17 protein-coding genes are annotated in these 18,521 nt (G+C 53.3%); 9 read left to right on the forward strand and 8 right to left on the reverse strand.

The window, feature by feature from the left end:
* Positions 1-5: 5 nt before the first annotated feature.
* Together ACETPC_RS02470 and ACETPC_RS02475 are read right to left on the reverse strand one after the other, a co-directional pair.
* Positions 6-254 (reverse strand): DUF2534 family protein, encoded by a 249-nt coding sequence (locus tag ACETPC_RS02470; protein ID WP_380178263.1) that lies wholly within the window; start codon positions 252-254, stop codon positions 6-8.
* A gap of 81 nt (positions 255-335) precedes the next feature.
* Positions 336-1,853, reverse strand: a complete 1,518-nt coding sequence (locus ACETPC_RS02475; RefSeq protein ID WP_380178265.1) for an ElaD/SseL family deubiquitinase — start codon at positions 1,851-1,853, stop codon at positions 336-338.
* Between the two features lie 340 nt (positions 1,854-2,193).
* Here ACETPC_RS02475 and ACETPC_RS02480 point away from each other — a divergent pair, with 340 nt between their 5' ends.
* On the forward strand, positions 2,194-3,441 hold the full coding sequence (locus ACETPC_RS02480; protein ID WP_380178266.1) for an aromatic amino acid transporter: 1,248 nt from the start codon (positions 2,194-2,196) through the stop codon (positions 3,439-3,441).
* A 58-nt stretch (positions 3,442-3,499) separates the two neighbouring features.
* Here the strand turns inward: ACETPC_RS02480 and zinT are convergent, their stop codons facing one another.
* On the reverse strand, positions 3,500-4,150 hold the full coding sequence (zinT, locus tag ACETPC_RS02485) for a metal-binding protein ZinT (RefSeq protein ID WP_380178267.1): 651 nt from the start codon (positions 4,148-4,150) through the stop codon (positions 3,500-3,502).
* A gap of 167 nt (positions 4,151-4,317) precedes the next feature.
* On the opposite strand from zinT, the gene zigA reads away from it, so the two are divergent.
* A complete protein-coding gene (gene zigA, locus ACETPC_RS02490) occupies positions 4,318-5,526 on the forward strand; it encodes a zinc metallochaperone GTPase ZigA (protein ID WP_380178268.1) in 1,209 nt (402 codons plus the stop codon).
* A 288-nt stretch (positions 5,527-5,814) separates the two neighbouring features.
* Here the strand turns inward: zigA and ACETPC_RS02495 are convergent, their stop codons facing one another.
* Both ACETPC_RS02495 and ACETPC_RS02500 read right to left on the reverse strand, forming a co-directional pair.
* Positions 5,815-6,036 carry a YdgH/BhsA/McbA-like domain containing protein gene (locus ACETPC_RS02495; RefSeq protein WP_380178269.1) on the reverse strand — a complete coding sequence of 74 codons (222 nt, stop codon included), beginning with the start codon at positions 6,034-6,036 and terminating at the stop codon, positions 5,815-5,817.
* Between the two features lie 136 nt (positions 6,037-6,172).
* Positions 6,173-7,636: a UbiD family decarboxylase gene (locus tag ACETPC_RS02500; protein WP_380178270.1), complete on the reverse strand. Its 1,464-nt coding sequence runs from the start codon at positions 7,634-7,636 to the stop codon at positions 6,173-6,175.
* Between the two features lie 140 nt (positions 7,637-7,776).
* On the opposite strand from ACETPC_RS02500, the gene ACETPC_RS02505 reads away from it, so the two are divergent.
* Positions 7,777-8,253 (forward strand): MarR family winged helix-turn-helix transcriptional regulator, encoded by a 477-nt coding sequence (locus tag ACETPC_RS02505; protein WP_380178271.1) that lies wholly within the window; start codon positions 7,777-7,779, stop codon positions 8,251-8,253.
* Positions 8,237-9,247, forward strand: coding sequence for a GlxA family transcriptional regulator (locus ACETPC_RS02510; protein WP_380178272.1), 1,011 nt, complete (start codon positions 8,237-8,239; stop codon positions 9,245-9,247). Before ACETPC_RS02505 ends, ACETPC_RS02510 begins: the two co-directional genes overlap by 17 nt.
* 266 nt (positions 9,248-9,513) lie before the next feature.
* On the opposite strand, the gene ACETPC_RS02515 is transcribed toward ACETPC_RS02510, so the two are convergent.
* Positions 9,514-10,878 carry an MFS transporter gene (locus tag ACETPC_RS02515; RefSeq protein ID WP_380178273.1) on the reverse strand — a complete coding sequence of 455 codons (1,365 nt, stop codon included), beginning with the start codon at positions 10,876-10,878 and terminating at the stop codon, positions 9,514-9,516.
* Between the two features lie 292 nt (positions 10,879-11,170).
* A complete protein-coding gene (gene yddG / locus ACETPC_RS02520; RefSeq protein WP_380178274.1) occupies positions 11,171-12,073 on the reverse strand; it encodes an aromatic amino acid DMT transporter YddG in 903 nt (300 codons plus the stop codon).
* 380 nt (positions 12,074-12,453) lie between these two features.
* Here yddG and ACETPC_RS02525 point away from each other — a divergent pair, with 380 nt between their 5' ends.
* The 5 genes from ACETPC_RS02525 to ACETPC_RS02545 all read left to right on the forward strand — a co-directional run bounded on the left by ACETPC_RS02525 (position 12,454) and on the right by ACETPC_RS02545 (position 17,704).
* Positions 12,454-13,353, forward strand: coding sequence for a dihydrodipicolinate synthase family protein (locus tag ACETPC_RS02525; RefSeq protein ID WP_380178845.1), 900 nt, complete (start codon positions 12,454-12,456; stop codon positions 13,351-13,353).
* Between the two features lie 9 nt (positions 13,354-13,362).
* Positions 13,363-14,865 (forward strand): aldehyde dehydrogenase, encoded by a 1,503-nt coding sequence (locus ACETPC_RS02530; RefSeq protein ID WP_380178275.1) that lies wholly within the window; start codon positions 13,363-13,365, stop codon positions 14,863-14,865.
* A 59-nt stretch (positions 14,866-14,924) separates the two neighbouring features.
* A complete protein-coding gene (locus tag ACETPC_RS02535) occupies positions 14,925-15,221 on the forward strand; it encodes a hypothetical protein (RefSeq protein WP_380178276.1) in 297 nt (98 codons plus the stop codon).
* 104 nt (positions 15,222-15,325) lie between these two features.
* Positions 15,326-16,024 carry a GntR family transcriptional regulator gene (locus ACETPC_RS02540; protein WP_380178277.1) on the forward strand — a complete coding sequence of 233 codons (699 nt, stop codon included), beginning with the start codon at positions 15,326-15,328 and terminating at the stop codon, positions 16,022-16,024.
* A gap of 360 nt (positions 16,025-16,384) precedes the next feature.
* Positions 16,385-17,704, forward strand: a complete 1,320-nt coding sequence (locus ACETPC_RS02545) for an NAD(P)/FAD-dependent oxidoreductase (protein WP_380178278.1) — start codon at positions 16,385-16,387, stop codon at positions 17,702-17,704.
* Between the two features lie 46 nt (positions 17,705-17,750).
* Here ACETPC_RS02545 and ACETPC_RS02550 read toward each other — a convergent pair whose 3' ends face one another.
* Positions 17,751-18,521, reverse strand: coding sequence for a helix-turn-helix transcriptional regulator (locus ACETPC_RS02550; protein WP_380178279.1), 771 nt, complete (start codon positions 18,519-18,521; stop codon positions 17,751-17,753).

Raw genomic sequence — 18,521 nt, forward strand, 5'->3', positions numbered from 1 at the left:
AGACTTTAGCCGTTATGCTCTTTCTCGCCCAGAAACCAGTACCAGAGCGGAATAGCCAGCAGACCGGTAAACACCATAGAGTAAACCGCGATCATAAATAGCTGCGGCGCCAGCATAGCTGCCGACCAGTCGTGCAGAGGAATGTGATATTCATCAATAGCGCCGCCGATCATCACTTTCGCCATTACCGCGAGGGCGATAGCCAGCACCACCAGCAGCGCTGCGATAAACTGTTTTGTCTCTTTTCGTCTCATAGCCTGTTTCCGGAATTCTACAGTGCGCCGCAGTATAACAACTTCGCACGGCAAGCGGGACTTCGACTTGCCGTCAGGACATTACCGCATTGAGCGTCTGTTCCGCGTGTTCTGGCGAAGGACATGTTCGTAAATTTGTCGACGGCGTTCTGTATTGAATTTTTCGGGTTCGCGACGCTCACTGAAATCGCTAACAAACTGATCCAGTGCCGCTGCGGGATCGGTATGATGTTCTGCTATAACGCCAATCGCTTCATTAACGAATACGCCACAGCCGTTAGGGACCCTGGATTGCAGCGGGCGGTCAATCGTGGTGACTGACTCAGGTTTAACGCCGGCCAGCGATAGCGCCTGCTGAATAGCATTGCTGACGCCCGGGCTTAGACTTCCCAGAGAGTTAAAAACCACGGCCTTGTTTACTGGCGCCAAAGCGCTCTCTTTATACAAAGCGACCAATAGCCAATGATTTCCGGTATTTACCGGGAAACATTCGACTTTGCCAAAAGCATCGCCGTTAGCTGTGACCATTTTCTCAATAAGCTGCTCAGAAAGCATATTTCTGCCGTTGCCATCGATTAAAGGAATCGGGTAATTAACAGAAATATTTTTGTTTCGCACTTCAAAAAGTCGGCTGCTGGCATAAAGCTCATCGCTGTTTAGCATACGGTTAGCGGCCCAAAGGTCGTTATCACCAATTTGCTCATAGGGCGACTGCGCTTGCTGATTGCCGATAAATATTTGTGTCAGCGCCTTTCTTCTTGCCGCATCATCCTCCGCTGAACCGGCAATATAAAGTAGTCTGGAAGGTTGCTGAAATTTGCCTGACTCATTGCCGTTAGCGGTAAGCTGATAAAGTATGCGGGTAGTTTGCTGAATTTCTTCAGCCAGGCCTTCTTTGCCCGGCGTTTTGCCACTAAACAGAGCGAAAAGGGCTGTTTCCGCCCAATTGCCCACGCTATCCTGCCGTAATGCCAGGTTATGCAGCAAATCCAGAGCGTCTTCATTGCCAGCGGCCGCCGAAGCTTTCAGCAAGGCCAGGGTCGAAAAATCGGCAGTATTATTAAACAAGCTCTCGAACTGAGCCGTGGTCAGGTTATATATCTTGTCAGCGTCGCCTTGCTGACCAGGATCTTTTTTAACAATCTTAGCCGGAGTGGAAAGCGGAGATGCCGGACGCTTCCGTACAGATTGCCTGGCTTGCGATGGAAGCTCGGGCGCCCGGCGCGTTGGTTCGCTTACGTTGGCTTTTTGCGGAATAGCAGGCGCCCGACGCGTTGGCTTTGCCTGCTCCATCACCTTGTTTCTGACGAATCCCCATTTTTCATAAGCCGTTACTGCGCCCGACTGCTTAAGGTCCCGCAGAGCTGGCTTCAGTTTGCTTGCTAAATTATCTATATCTTTCGGCTGTATCCTCTTCATTAAATTTAACCATTTATTATCCGGGTCATCAGGGAAGTAAGTTTTTTTAAAACCTTCGCTCCTGTTACTTACATTAACCAGTTTTTCCTTCAACGGAAATTTAACTTCTGCAGGCGTTTTTTCTGGGAGCACAATACGATAAGGCTTGTTGGCCCGGGTTGTGACGGCGATAGTCGTCATAGGGTTTCTCCTGAGGTTAAATCCATAGTCCTTTTATTATCCGTTTGATATTTCGTTCACGCTTTCAAAAAATGCGCACTTTGAATGCACCTCAAAGCCCCTAATCTGCGAAGATCTAAGTCTGATGTTGAAAATCTGCCTAAGCGCGCAAAAAATCATTCCGCCGGTTGGGCATTATGCAGGTGTATCTCATGGAGGATGCTTCACAAAAGGGCCGCCAGCCCATGCTTACCGACAAACAGGCACGATTATTTCGTTACCGAGAGGATTTATCTAAAGTTATAAACAAGTTTTTGCTTTAGAATCGTCAGCTTTGAGGCTATATCTGGCAGGAAAAATCATGAAGGAGAGTTCGTTGGTTCTCCGCCGACCATCGGTCTGGTGGGGCGCGATGATCATATGCGGCACGGTGGTTGGCGCGGGGATGTTTACGCTTCCCGTGGTGATGGCTGGTGCCTGGTATGGCTGGTCGCTGCTGATCTTAATGTTTAGCTGGGTCTGTATGTTGTTGACGGGGCTACTGTTTGTGCAGGCCAGCCAGCACTATCCGCTGGGCGCCGGCTTTGACACTTTAACGCGGGATCTACTTGGTCGCGGCTGGGCAGCAGTTAACGGGCTGAGCATTTTATTCGTGCTGGGGATCCTCACCTATGCCTATATTTCCGCCAGCGGGCCGGTTTACCAAAGTTCCCTGAACCGGGCCGGGCTACATCTCTCCGTAGCGGAAGCAAAAATTATCCTGACGCTGTGCGTAGCGGTCGTGGTCTGGCTGGGCACCAAGGGCGTCAGCCGGTTAATGACCTTTTGCGTACTGGCGAAAATCCTGCTGCTGGTAACGCTTTTCGGCGGTTTACTAACGCAACTGAACGCCTCCACGTTGTTCAACAGCGGCGCTGCTGGTCAATCTTACTGGCCCTATACGCTCGCGGTACTGCCATTTTGCCTTGCTTCTTTTGGCTATCACGGCAATATCAGCGGTCTGGTAACTTACTACGCAGGTGATAAAAAGCAGGTTAATCGCGCGCTAATTCTTGGCACCTTTATGTCGCTGGTGATTTACCTGTTCTGGATGACCGGCACTATGGGTAATCTGCCACGTGCTTCGTTTCCCGCAATTATCGACGCGGGCGGCGATATAGAAGCGCTAATGACGGCTTTACGTCACTATCTGCACGTTAGCGCGCTGGCGCTGCTGATGGACGTTTTTTCCCACTTTGCGGTAATTTGCTCTTTCCTGGGCGTAACGGCAGGGCTGTTTGATTTTATCGCCGATCGCCTGCAGATGGCGGATACGCGCTTTGGTCGCTTTAAAACTGCCTGCCTGACATTTTTACCCGCTCTGTGCGCTTCCATGTGGTTCCCGAACGGTTTTATTGCCGCTATAGGCTTCGCCGGACTTTTCGCCACGCTGTGGGCAGTAATAGTCCCCGCGCTGCTGGCGCGCAAGGCGCAGCAAAAGTTTCCGGAAGCGACGACGCACGTTGGCAGGCAAAATATTGCCATTGTCCTGGTGATGATTTTCGGCGCGCTTAACGTGCTGGCCTGGACGCTAAGCTGGCTGGGCTGGCTGCCCGTTTTCCACGGATAAAAACCTGGCCCGGTGCAATCACCGGGCTTTTTTATTGCCGCTGTACGACGGCGGGATTTTAATGATGCAGCATCTCATCGACGACCTGAGCGTTGGTTAACTGCCAGGGATAATAAGTCGGCCAGTTATCCATTTCCTGCAACAAAGCTTCCTGAGAGGTATTGCCCATAAAAAGATGGAAGTGGGCCGACTTGCGCGGCGCAATAGTATGATCGCTGAACTGAATATATTTTGGCGCTGTGCTGGCTGCATCGCTGCATTCAAAAAGATAGCGGACGCCTTTCTTACCTGAAACATAGGTCAGGATTTTATAACCGGCAGAGTGATATTTACAGCTGCTGGTTTTGCCACCACGGGTAAATTCAATCACATTATTTTCGATAGCGATTTTTTCAATATCGGTGGCGTATCCCCTGCGGTAATACGTCTTTAGCTGGTCGAAACTTTGGCTTTTATCCTTCTCAGCTTTCTTCTGTAATACCGGATCCAGCTCGCCACTGGTCAGCAGCGGATAAACTGACTGCCAGATGCCATCCCAGTCTGCCAGGTCTCTTTCCTTTACGTTTTGATTGTCGAAGATGCCATCGGCTGCTTTTTGCTCGACCTCGCTCATAGGTTTGCCGTGCGAATGATGGCCATGGGCGAAAGCCTGGCTGCTGATAAGTAAAGCGCCCAGCGCCAGCGCGCCTGCCTTAAACCTGATAGTCAAAATGTATCCCTCCGTAACAGTAAGTTAGATTATGTTATAACATAACATTTTTCCCGGCAAGATGACTTCTGTCCTTATCTGACAAAAGAGCAACGGCAGAATTAGTTATTGTTATGTTATAACATAACAATTAAAGTAGCATCCTGAGCTATACAGGAGAACAAGCTATGTCACTATCAATGCAGCCTTGCAGAAAATTGCCGGTTACGGTGCTGTCCGGTTTTTTAGGCGCAGGCAAAACCACGTTGCTTAACCATATCCTCAATAATCGCGAAGGCCGCCGGGTAGCGGTGATTGTCAACGATATGTCTGAAGTGAATATCGACGCCGCGCTGGTACGCGACGGCGGCGCGGAGTTGTCGCGTACCGATGAAAAACTGGTGGAAATGAGTAACGGCTGTATCTGCTGCACGCTGCGTGAAGATCTGCTGTTGGAGGTTAATCGGCTGGCACAGGACGACCGCTTTGATAATCTGGTCATTGAATCCACCGGCATTTCCGAGCCGCTGCCGGTGGCGGAAACCTTTACTTTTGAAGATGAAGAGGGGCAAAGCCTGTCAGCGGTGGCATCGCTGGACACTATGGTAACGGTGGTCGATGGGTTTAATTTTCTGCGCGATTACGAATCCAGCGAAAGCATTAAATCACGCGGCGAATCTCTTGGCGAAGAGGACGAGCGTACCGTAGTGGATTTGCTTATTGAGCAAATCGAATTCTGCGATGTATTGGTTCTTAATAAAACCGACCTCATTGACGACGAGCAAAAAACGCGCCTGATGGCTATTCTGCAATCGCTGAATCCACGGGCGAAAATTGTCGCTTCTTCATTTGGCAAAGTGGATCTTGAGCAGGTGCTGGATACCGGCCTCTTTGATTTCGACGCGGCCGCTCAGGCGCCGGGCTGGCTGCAGGAACTGCGCGGCGAACACACGCCGGAAACTGAAGAGTATGGCATAGGCAACTTTGTTTATCGCGCGCGCCGACCATTTCATCCTGAACGCTTCTGGCAAATTATCAACGGCGAAATGCAGGGCGTGGTGCGTTCGAAAGGCTTTTTCTGGCTGGCAAACCGCCCGGGTTTCGCCGGTTCCTGGTCACAGGCCGGCGGCGTTTCCCGTCAGGGCCTGGCGGGAAGCTGGTGGGCAAGCGTGCCGCGAGAGCGCTGGCCGCAGGATCCGCAGGCGCTACAATTTATCCAGCAAAACTGGCAGGCTGGCGTAGGCGACGCCCGGCAGGAAATTGTCTTCATCGGTATCGCTATGGATGAGAAAGGGCTGCGCCAGCAGCTGGATGCGGCTTTGCTGAGTGAAGAAGAGATGGCGATGGGGCCGGAAGGCTGGCAAAAATTCGCCGATCCGCTGCAGCCCTGGTTTTGATTTTTATACGGAAAATACAGGCCGCTTAACGCGGCCTCAGACTGCTGACAAAGCTAAAAAAGCTCAGGTGAACATCTGTTTTTTTACAGCAACTCCGCAGCTTTATGGCGGCAGAGGCTGAGCGGATAAGCGGACCGTTTGGCGCATGGACGCGCCAACCGAGCCTCCACGGACGGATTAACGGCGTGTCCGTGTTCCGATCTGCCTCTGCTGCTCTGCCACTGATTTAAACGCGACCTGGGGTTTGTCATCAATATCAGGCCGCTTAACGCGGCCTGCTACTTTCGCTTACTGCGCGCTTTTTGCCGAGAGCACGGCAGTCATATGCACGCCGTTATTGTAGTTTGCTTCGGTAATGCGGTATGAAGCGCCCGCTGCCTGCGCCTGAGCGGAAATCTGCGCTTCAGCCGCATCCAGCGTAGAGGCACAGGCGGTGACGCTCTGAGCGAAGCTGGCGGAAGAGATTAGAGACAGAGTGGCCAGAACAACTAATTTTTTGAAGTTTTTCATGCTTATTTCCTTGGGTATTTTGTTATTTAAAGGCGGATTGCCTTGATGGGAAGGATAATAAGCCTGATATTCCCCGGTTAAAAGCCGGGACTTTTGTCGTTCTTGTTCAAAAAAAATGAATCATGGTATCGAGCCGCTAGTTATCCGGCCAGTTTGCCAGTACTCGCTGGCGAACGGCTTCGGGATAGCCTTCGGCAAAAGAAGCGTGGCGATGGCGAATGCTCTGTAAAGTATCAAAAACAACCTTTGGCCCTTTGCCGTCTACATACTCTCGTTCTTCGTAGCACTGCGGCAACCTGATAACGCGCTGATCCTCGAATACCGCGCGGCGGCCTGTAGGATGAACACGTGTTGCCAGAACCCAGGCAACCTCGCGTAAATTAGTGGGATCAAAATCCTCATCTACTACGTACACGGTCGGAATAAATACCATCGAGCTTGTTTTAAACAGCACCTCGCCAATACGCTGCGCCAGCGTTTCGCTACTTGTTTCCGGCAGTTGTTCACGCCAGTTCTCTGGCATCACGACCAGCAGCCAGTGTACGGCGGAATCCTCCGGGATCCAGGCTGTTTTGACCGGCAGCTTTGCTTCACGCAGATAAGTCAGCGCATCAGCCGCCAGCCCCATTGCCCACAGCGTGTGGGACTCATCGGTAGGGCGGCCCGTAATTGACATTGGCCAGATTGGGTCGTCGCGATAGGTAATAGTTTCCACATGAAAGGTGGGTTGTGCCGAAGAGCCTTCGCCGAGATAGCCGCCGTATTCGCCATAAGGGCCTTCCATACAATCACGCGTGATGGAAACATGGCCTTCAATCACGATTTCGGCAGTGGCGGGCACATCCAGATCGAGGCTGACCGCTTTCACCACTTCAACCGGTTCACCTGCCAGCGTGCCTGTATAATCAGCCTCGTCGGCGTGCGCAGGAATGGGAATGCCGGAAACGCAGGAGATAGCTGGCGCGGGCCCCTGAACCAGCGCATAGGGCATAGGCTCGCCTTTTTTTACCCATTCGCCCCAGATCTGCCCGATATGCTGGCTGGGCACAATCAGCGCGGTCATACGCTTGCCGTCAACTTTCATTACGCGAGCGATTGACCAGTTAACCCATTTGCCGTCCGGCGTTTTCACAATCAGCGTGCCCCAGGTATTGGCATAGCGGCCGCCATCCTTGTCGTGAGCGAACGGAATGGGAAAACGATCCAGGCTGGCTTCTTCGCCGCGCAGGATATTTTGCTGGCACGGCGCGGCGGCAGATTCGACGCGCACCGGCGGAATACCGGGCTGGCTACGGGCGGCAGAGAGTGCTTCGATGATTTCAGGGCCGCTGGAGGCGGGCGGCAATCCCAGCGACATCGCTACGCGGGCATAGGGCATGGCGGGCAGAGAAGAGAGCGAGGCTGGCGCACCAAACAGACGAAAGCCGGGCGCCACGCCCTGAACCTGCTCAAACAACGGCGCAGGTGACTGGATCTCACAGCTGCGTCGGGTAATAGCCGCAGGTTCATAATCGCAGTCCACTTCGCGGCGCACGTGCATAATGTCGCCCAGATCGTCCAGCGCAGCGATAAAACTGCGTAAATCGCGATAATATTTCATCAGGTTCTCCTGGCCTCAAAGTCAATCGCAGGGTAATTTTGCCGCAGCGGATTCCCATTTGGCCCGCTTCAGGTTAAAGTTCGTAAACGAACAGTTCGAATTCAAACTATTTGTTTTATCTTCAGGAGTCAAGCAGGCTTATGAACGCGGATCCCAGCTCCATTCTCGCTGCGCCTTTGTGGCCGCACGGCGACAGCGCCCTGATGCACCTTGTGCGTCGTGCCGGGCAATATTCGACATTTTGCTGGTCGCAATCGGTGGACACCGGGCTGTCGGCGGTGCAATACGCCATTCTGGTGGTGCTGGCGGAAGACGGCGAATGCGATCAGCAAACGCTGGGCAACCGTGCGGGATTTGATAAGGCCACCGGCACCTATATCATCGATCGCATGCGTAAAAACGGCCTGCTGAACGTCGTTACCGACAGCGCCAATCGTCGTCGCAAGCTGGTTTCAATGACGCCGGATGGCGAGGCAATGCTGCAAAGCATGGTGGAACAGGCGAAGCGCGCGGAAAAAATGATAACGGCGAGCCTTAACGAGCAGGATATTGCCGACCTGAAGCGCTTGCTGAGCAAGCTGAGCGGCGTGCAGGAAACCGATGAACGCGCCCGCTGAGCATGACACCGGGCCGCAGCCCGATCTGACGGTTGGCTTTTTGCTGATCAAAAACTTTACCCTGGCCTCCGTCGCGGGCCTGGTCGAGTCGCTGCGCTTCGCGGCTGATGAATCTTTCGGCAGCCGGCAAATTTTCTGCCGCTGGGCGTGGATGACCTGCGACAACCAGCCGGTAACCGCCAGCTGCGGTCTGCCCGTTTCGCCTGACGCGCCGCTCGATTTCACCCGGCGCTGGGACTATTTTGTGGTAGCAGGCGGGCTGCTGGAAGAAACCCGCAATCCGCCGGAGTGGCTGACGGAAGCGCTCAAAGAGCTGCACGCGCGCAATATTCCTATCATCACGCTGTGCAGCGGCGCTTTTGTTGCAGGTAAAGCAGGGCTGCTGGACGGCAAACGCTGCGCTATTCATTTCACTACCCGCGACGAGTTCCGCCAGCGCTTTCCCAAAGCTATCCCGGTCATTGATAAAACTTATATCAACGATGGCGGCATTATCTCCTGTCCGGGCGGCACGGCGATCGATCTGGCTGCGGATTTAATTCGTCGGCACTGCGGTCTGGTTCGCTCGCAAAAAGTATTGAAATATTTGCTGGTGGAAGAAGCCACTGTCTCAGGGAAAAAAGCCCGGGCGGCCCAGCCTGACGTTTATGAAAACGAGGTGGTAACCCGGGTTATCGACTTTATGAAGCACCACCTGGACTCGCCGGTGCCGCTGGCAGAAGTAGCGGAATTTGCTGGCGTCACTTTCCGCCAGCTCAATCTAATCTTTGCTAAATCCACCGGCTATTCCGCTGCGGTTTACTGGCGGCGTATGCGGCTGGAGCGAGCGCGCAAGCTAATGGCCGATTCCAGCCTCAGCATCAACGAAATTGCTATAGCGACCGGCTTTGCCGATGCCTCGCATCTGATTGCCTGGTTCCGTAAACAGTATGGCGAGACGCCCAGCCTGTTCCGCAAACGGCGCAGAGAAGCTGAACGGTTAATGAAGAAGTGAGCAGGGGCTGAAACAGCCCCCAGACTGCTGACAAAGTTAAAAAAGCTCAGGCGAGCCTCTGTTTTTTACAGCAACACCGCAGCTTGATAGCGGCAGAGGCTGAGCGGATAAGCGGACCGTTTGGCGCATGGACGCGCCAACCGAGCCTACAGGGATGTATCTACGGCGTGTCCGTGTTCAGATCTGCCTCTGCTGCTCTGTCACAGATTTAAACGCAACCTGGGGTTTGTCATCAACCTCAGGGGCTGAAACAGCCCCTGATTTTATTACCAGCTATTGTTTTTTGACAGGCTACCACGCGGCTCTTCGTCATCCAGCGAGGCGGCATCCTCAAGATTGCGATCGGCGGTTTCCGGCGCCAGGAACCAGGATACCACCAGCCCGACAAAGGTGATGGCGGCAGCAATATACATCGTGGTGCCGATACCCAGCGACTGGAGTGAAACCGGCACCAGCCAGGTGCCCACCGCCGCGCCAATTCGCGACATAGAGGTGCCAACGCCTACCGCTGCGGCGCGGATCTCTGTCGGGAAGATCTCATTTGGATAAACCAGTTGCAGAACCTGGGCGCCGCCAATAAACAGTGCATAAGCGCCGAACATAATCAGAATAATAAGTGAAGGCCCTTCTCGCAGCAGGCCCAGCAGCAGCAGTGCCAGTCCCGACCACAAAAAGCTGTGCAGCAGCAGTTTACGGCGGCCCAACCCGTTAACCAGTCGCGTAGCGATAATACAGCCCACCACGAACAGCAGCGTGATGGCGACGGAGCCGTATGAAGCCCAGCCGCCGCTAAGATGCAGCGCTTCCAGCACCTTAGGCGCAAAAGCGTAAACGGCAAAAACCGGAATAACCGAACAAGTCCAGAACAGGGTCACAAACGCCATCCGCTTACCGTAGCCCGAATGCAGCAGGTTGCCAAAAGAGAGGGATTTACTTTCTGCCTGTTTGGGCAGATTCGCCAGGCTGAAACCGGCACCGTAAACGCGACGGATAATCGCTTCGGCTTCGGCATGACGGCCTTTGCCAATCAGCCAGCGCGGCGACTCTGGCGTACCCAGGCGAACGATAAACAGCAGCGCGCCAATAACGGCGGTGCTGGCAAGCGTAATGCGCCAGGCGTCTGCGCCGCCAAAATGCAGGATAGCTTCCCCAGTAAGATAGGCGGTAGCCGCGCCAGCAAACCAGAGAATAGTCAGAGTGGCCAGGCAAGGGCCGCGATATTTTCTCGGCAGGAACTCTACCAGAAATGCCGTGGCCACCGGATATTCAATACCCACCGCCACCCCGTTTAAAAAGCGCAGGGCAAACAGCATTTCGCCGCTTTGCACCCAGTATTGCGCCAGCGAGCAAACAATAAACAGCGTTGGCCCGACAAAATAGAGCAGCCGCCTGCCCAGACGATCGGTCAGGGCACCGCCGATAAAGCCGCCGAAAAAGATGCCGATCAGCGCCGAAGCGGCGATCAACCCTTCCCAGAACGCCGTCAATCCCAGCGCCGGAGAAACTTTGGTCATGGCGATGCCGATAATACTCAGCACGTAGCCGTCAACGAATGAGCCACCGCCGGAACGCACGGTCAGCAGCCGATGAAAACGGTTAAGCGGCACATCTTCAACAGAGATTTTAAACATAGTTTGCTCCTGTCTTTTCCTGGGTGCTGTTAAATAAAAAGGGAAACAGGAACGCGCAATAAGCAAGAGTCATTACTTATGGCCGCAGAGCCACCTCAATTAACAGAACCAAAATATAATAAGCAGGTGAAATAGCTAAGTATTATCCGTGGCGGACAAATTTATACTCGTGATAAATGAAAATTAATAATAGTTTTTTGTGATGAGACTTCCTCCGGTGCTTAATTGTAGGGTGAAAATATTTACTTATAATAATGGGAGGCGCTTCAGCCTCCCGCTATGAAATTTAAAATTACCCTGGGACCTTACGTATTACGCTGGTGCGGGTTGACCACCAGCACAGCAGCGAACCGAGGCAAACCAGCGCTGTGCCCTGCCAGAAGGCCAGCGTCAGCGGCGCGTCAAGGATAACCGAGGCCAGTACCGACGAAATAATGGGAATAAAATACGAAGCAGTGGCAAGCAGCGTCACGTTGCCATGCAGAATACCGGTATTCCATGCGGCATAGCCGCCGCCCATCGCTATCGTCGCCAGTGCCAAATGCAGCAGCACTGCGCTGGAAAAGATAAATTCTGGCTGGGGTGAAAAGAAAAACTTCACCCACAGAGTCAGCGCAGTAAGCATAAAAAAGGGTGTAATGCCGTTATTTCCCCCGGCAATTTTTTTTGTGACTACGCAATAAACAGCCCAAATTACCGCGCCCATAAACGCCAGCCCGTAACTCAGCGGATTATCGGCAATATTCATTTTAATTCCCGCCAGCGATAAACCCTGATCGCCGCCTAATACACGGCAGATGCCAACCAGCGCGAGAATAACGCCCGGAATAATCAGCGGGCTGGTTTTTTGCCGGTTAACCATTACCGCCAGCACAATTGTCATGCCGGGCCATAAATAATTAACCATACCGACTTCGATCGCCTGGCGGCTGCTGTGCGTAAAGCCGAGCGACAGCGAGAGACAAAGCTCATAACAGACAAACAGCAAGCTGCCGAAAATCAGGTAGCGTCGCGGGAATTTCCGAATATCCGGAAAGCCTACGGTAAACAGCAGCAGCGCCGCGCTACAGCTATAAATCAGCGCCGCGCCGCCCGTCGGCCCGAAGCCTTCACTCACGCTTTTAATCAGGCCTACGATTGAGCTCCAGAGCAGAATGGCAAACAGGCCAATCAGCGTCGCTTTCTTTTGCGGCATAAAGCCTACCTCTGTACAGGATCTTTCAGCCAGGCGGCTCAGTTACCGCCCTGTTAAATCCAGGTTAAATTCAGCCATAAAATTAAGCTTCCTGAGGCGGCCTGTAAATATGTGCGCCGCCATCAGAATGCCGGATTGTGATCTTTATCTGAAATCAAATAGAAAATTAGCTCAGCAGAATTAACTATTTAAACATTTGTTTTTAAATAAATTAATTTTAGCGTTATGTAGGATTCTTCTGCACTTTGGTATTTACATTGTATTTTCCAGGTATACAAATTTTTGTCGGTGGTTGACCCTGAGCGCGGCGCTATGCAAATTGTTAACAAAAGCAACATCTCGCCCGGCGGGATGAAATTACTCTGATGGAGAAAACAGTGATGACATTCGAAGGTATCTTTACTCCGACCGTAACGCCTTACGCCGCCGACGGCACCATTGATTTTGCCCGTTTCTCGGAAGTACTTGAATCGCTGATCGAAGCCCGCGTACACGGCATTATCATCGGCGGCTCGACCGGCGAATATTATGCCCAGAGCGCAGAAGAGCGTTTTTCTCTGGTAGAGCATGCGCGAAAAGTGATTGGCAATCGCCTGCCGCTGATTGTCGGCACGGGCGCTATCCGTACTGAAGACGCGATAAGCTTTGCCAAACACGCCCGTGAAAACAAAGCGGATGCCATTTTGGTAACCTCGCCGCCTTACGCGCTGCCAACCGAGCTGGAAAACGCCCATCACGCGCTGCGGGTGGACGAGGCGGCACAGCTGCCAATCATGCTTTACAACTATCCGGGCCGTATGGGCATCACTATGGGCGAGACTTATTTCCGCGAAGTCAGCCGCTCCGCTAACGTAAAAGCGATCAAAGAAAGTTCCGGCGACTTCAACAATCTGCATCTGCTGGCCTGTAAATTCCCCAATATCGCGCTCTCCTGCGGCTGGGACGATCAGGCACTGGAATTCTTCGCCTGGGGCGCGCGCAGCTGGGTATGCGCGGGATCCAACTTTATTCCGCGTGAGCATGTAGCTCTCTATAACGCCTGCGTAGTCGAAAAAGACTTCGATAAAGGCCGCCGGATCATGGCTGCGCTGATGCCGTTGATGAACTACCTCGACGGCGGCAAATTCGTCCAGTCTATTAAATACGGCTGCGAGCTGGCCGGATTACCGAGCGGGCCGGTACGCGCGCCGCTGCTGGAGCTGGAAGAAGAAGAGAAAGCGCAGCTGCAAAAGGTCGTCGCCGATGTGAAACGCAACGTGGCCGCTATTACCGTACTGTAAGGAGAGGGCATGACAGAATTACAAACGCTAAACGAAGGGGAAAAGTTAGCGAACTCACTGACGCTTCCCGATAAAGCCTTCATCAATGGCCGCTTTACCCCAGCCGCCTCTGGCAAAACGCTGGCGACCACCAATCCGGCCTCCGGTGAAAAGCTGGCCGATATTGCGGCCTGCGCTAGTGGTGATGTGGATAAGGCGGTTGCTGCGGCAAGAGAGGCTTTTGAATCGGGCTGCTGGAGCAAACTGGCGCCGGGCGAGCGCAAGGCAGCGCTGCTAAAACTGGCTGAGCTGATGGAGCGGGAAACGAACCAGCTGGCGGTAATGGAAAGCCTGGATAGCGGCAAGCCGGTCGGCGAATGCCTGGCGGTGGATGTGCCGGAAACTATCCATGTTATCAAATGGCATGCGGAAGCGACGGATAAGCTCTACGACCACACGGCACCAACAGGAAATGGCGCGATGGCGCTGGTGGTGCGCGAGCCAATTGGAGTAGTTGGCTGCGTGCTGCCGTGGAACTTTCCGCTACTGATGCTGGCATGGAAAATCGGCCCGGCGCTGGCGGCTGGCTGCTCGGTGGTAGTCAAACCGGCAGAGCAAACTTCTTTAACCGCGCTGCGCGTAGCCGAGCTGGCTTTTGAAGCAGGCATTCCGGCTGGCGTGCTGAATATCGTCACCGGCACAGGTAAGGATGTGGGCGAGCCAATCGGGCTGCACGCCGATATCGATATGGTGAGCTTCACTGGATCTACCGCTACCGGCCGCCGCTTCCTGCATTACGCGGCGGAATCCAACCTGAAAAAAGTGGTGCTGGAGTGTGGCGGTAAAAATCCGGCGGTGGTTTTTGATGACGTTGATGATATAGCGGCCGTTGCCGGACACGTGCTGAACGGCGCTTTCTGGAACATGGGCGAGAACTGCTCGGCCACCTCCAGGCTGCTGGTGCACGAGAGCGTCAAGGATCGCTTCCTGGCCGCCGTAGCGGAACAGATTGGCGACTGGCGCATGGGCAATCCGCTCGATCCGCAGAATCGGCTCGGCACGATGATTTCAGAAGATCACTTCACTAAAGTGAGCGGCTATCTGGAAACAGCGCGCAAAGAGGGATTGCGTATCGTTCAGGGTGGTAATACCGAGCACGGCATCTATGTGCAGCCAACAATCATTGATGGCGTCACGCCGGAAAGCGCGCTATTCCGCGAAGAAATTTTTGGTCCGGTGCTTTGCGTAACAACCTTTAAAACCGAAGCGGAAGCTATAGCTTTGGCCAACGATACGCAGTACGGACTGGCTGGATCGGTCTATACCAGCAGGCTCAAGCGCGCTATTCGGGTTTCGCGCGCAATACGTGCTGGTACCGTAACCGTTAACTGCTTTGGCGAAGGCGATGCTACCACGCCGTTTGGCGGCTATAAGCAGTCCGGCTTTGGCGGCCGCGACAAATCGGCGTTCGCGCTGGATCAGTACACTGAGTTAAAAACCATCTGGATTGATATGTCGGATGAAGATGATTAACACCGACAGCCTGCCGCCTGCGGCAGGCCTCTTTAATAACGCCCGCTGAGGTCAGCGCAATGAAAAATGAGGGTTGGAACTGTTTTCGGGAAGATTATGACCACCGGATCCACTTTTATTTCTGTATCCTGGTGGCGGTCAGCCTGTCGCGCAAGCAGGGGAGAATTACTTCGAACCGGCAGAAAAACGCCTTTATTATGCGCTGGCTAAAAAAGGCGCAGCAGAGCTTTTTCCAGACGGCGGAGAGCGAAATTGCCTGGCTGCGCCAGGAAATACTGCGCAATACGCCGGATAACGATCCCGAACCTATGCTGCAAATGATCTACCAGACGGCAACGGAAATTAAATCCCGTTAAGGCCAGGCAGATATTTTGCCGTAAAGCGCCTTTTTCGGTAAGTTACTCAGCCTGATGCCGCATTTCAGTGCGCATTTAACCTAAACACCGTTCAGGAGGCAGCAGTGAAATTAGGCAAAGCCGGGCTATACGAGGATTTAAAACGCCTTATTCTCACCATGGAGCTGGATCCCGACGAAGTGCTGGATGAAACCAGCCTGGCCGCGCAGTATGGCTTATCGCGTACGCCGGTACGGGAAGTCTTCCAGCGGCTGGCCGGAGAAGGCTATCTGGAAATTGTGGAAAAGCGCGGCGTACGGGTTATCTCCATGAACCACGCTACGCTGCGGAACTTCTTTCTGGTGGCGCCAATGATCTACGCCGCTATTGGACGTCTTGCCGTGCAGAACTACAAGCCGGCGCAGCTAAAAATGCTGAAAGAGACGCAAAAGCGCTTTCGTAAAGCGATGCAGGCTCGCCAGGTGGATGCGCTGGCGCTGGAAAACAACCGTTTTCATGAAATCATGGGCGAAATGGCGGCCAATCCCTATCTGCAACCCAGCCTGGGCCGACTGCTGATCGACCATTGCCGCATTGGTCACACCTTTTACCAGCCGCGTAATGAAGATATGGAACAGCGTCTTCAGCTTGCCGCCGACCATCATGATACTTTTATCGCGGCAATCGAAGCACGCGATGAACGTACGGTAGTGGATCTGGTTTTTGAGCACTGGGAACTGTCACGCGAAAACATGGAAATGTTTATTGCGCCACAGGGACTGCACGCGGACGACCTTATTCAAATGCCGGAAAGCAAAATCTGACAGGCCTGCCGGCTTTTGTCGGCAGCTTTACTTTATTATCAACAGAACTCGTTGGTTTTTATTCCAGTCGGAGTGATGTACGCTGCCGGTAAAATAACAAACGCTACATTCATCACAATTATGCAAATTTCTGTATTTTGCGTATACAATAAGTATACATAAAGTGCCGGGTTGATTATTATATTCCTTATGCCAACGCGAAAATTCAAAAACAGGCTGCGCAAAGCTGACAGGTAAAAATAGCCATAGGTTTTTCATCTGTCAGATATGCCGAGCTATTGGAAAAATAAATTCATCCTGCCTTGCCCGCAGAATAACGCCGTGCGGGCGAGATAAATAAAACGTACTGGAGTAGCGGAATTGCAAAAGATAACTTCTCTTCCTGCCGACGATGCTCTGCCGGGCTGGTATCACACCAGCGCGAGCCGGACGCCACGTCCCGCGCACGTCGGGCAAAAGCATGCGCGCTGGGTCATTGTTGGCGCCGGATTAACCGGCCTGGCGGCCGCCAGACAGATGGCGCTGAACTTTCCTGATGACGAAATAGTGCTGACAGAAGCGCAGGAAGTCGGTTTCGGCTCCTCCGGACGCAACGCCGGTTTTGCGATTGATGTCCCGCACGATATCGGCGCAAAAGATTATATCGGCGACGTTGCTACCGCTAAACTTATTTTGAAACTAAATACGCTCGGCCAGGATTATCTGCGCGATATCGTGCAGGAAAATAATATCCAGTGCCAGATGAACGAAGCAGGTAAATATCAGGCTGCGGTCAGTGAATCCGGCATGGCCATTCTGGAGGCCTATCGCAAAGGGCTGGAAAAGATTGGCCGCGAAACGCAAATGATTGAAGGAAAAGACTTACCGCAACATATAGGTATTTCTTATTATAAAAAAGCTTTGTATATTCCCGGCACTATTTTACTGCAGCCTTCCGCGCTGGTGAAAGGGCTGGCGGACAGCCTGCCCGCCAACGTCACGCTTTACGAATATACGCCCATCTCTTCAATTAACTACGGCGATAAAATAACGCTGCGCCACGACAAAGGCCATATTATTGCCGACAAGCTGATCCTGGCGAATAACGCTTTTGCCTCGCACTTCGGTTTTCTGCAGGGCCGTCTGCTGCCAACCTTTCTCTACGGTAGCCTGACCCGTCCGCTTAGCGAAAGCGAGCAGGCGCAGCTCGGCGGCAAGCCGGTGTGGGGCGTGATCCCGGCACATCCTTTTGGCAGCACGGTGCGCCGCACGCCGGATAATCGCATTCTGATCCGTAACAGCTTCAGCTTTCATCCGGACGGACGCCCGCGCGAGAAATATCTGCAGCAGTTTATTGAAACTCACCGCAAATCCTTTGAGCGGCGCTTTCCGATGCTGCCAGACGTCGGCTTTGACTACTCCTGGAGCGGGGCGATTTGCCTGTCGGAAAACCATGAGGGCTTCTTCGGCAAGCTGGCGCCCAACGTCTATGGCGCACTGTGCTGCAACGGTTTGGGTATCACGCGCGGTACGGCTACCGGCAAGCTGCTGGCAGATATGATCGCAGGCGAACGCAATGAACTAATCGACTTTTTGCTGGCATCGCCGGGCCCAAACAGAACGCCGCCGCAGCCGTTTTTATCCTTCGGGGTCAACTCCACGCTAAGATGGGGCCAGTATAAAGCCGGGCTGGAAGTCTAGCGATGGCAAAGGCCGGTCGTGACAACGTCACTTCCGGCGGTATTAGCTATTGCCCGGCGCGACTAAGATAGAAAATCAAAAAGATGCCCGGCGCGCTTTCTACTTCAAGCGCACTGTAGGTGTAGTGAGTGATTTTGCCCTTGTTATCAATAATGGCCTTGTTGCCCGCGCCGAATTTACTGACGTCCTGGCGATGCCACATGCTCCTGAAAATTTCGCTGCGGGCCGTGAGATCCTCAATCACCTGCTCAAAATCTTCCGCATGGTTGCTGGCGACATAGTAAGTGCGAAAGGCCGCCAGCGTATGCTTTGCCGCCAGCTCCCACTGATGGATCCTCTGCCTGTACTCGTCGCTGATAAACATCAGCTTAAGCGAATTGCGATCCTGTTCGGCAATCTGCGACCAGTCAAAAATCTGGCTGCTGGCCGCCTCGTTCCAGTAAAGAATATCCATATTGGCACGGCGGATAAAAGCGGGATGCGGCGACAGCGCATCCACCATCACTTTTACCTCATGTGGGATAGCGGCGGGTTCCGGCTGGCTTTTAGCGCCAAAAATTAGCGCATCCAGATAACTCTGCTCGGTAAGCGTTAGCTGTAGCACCTTGCCAATTCGCTGCAGCGCGGCGGGCGAAATACTGATATCGCGTCCCTGTTCAAGCCAGGTGTACCAGCTGACGCTGACGGCGGCGAGCTGCGCCACTTCTTCCCGGCGCAGGCCTTTTACCCGGCGCTGCTGTAAAGAAAATCCATAAACTTCAGGATTTACGCGCGAGCGATGATGCGTCAGGAAATTTTTTACATCCTCGTTGCGCAT

It is taken from the genome of Pantoea sp. sgz302252, from assembly GCF_042610525.1.
Taxonomy (GTDB): domain Bacteria; phylum Pseudomonadota; class Gammaproteobacteria; order Enterobacterales; family Enterobacteriaceae; genus Erwinia.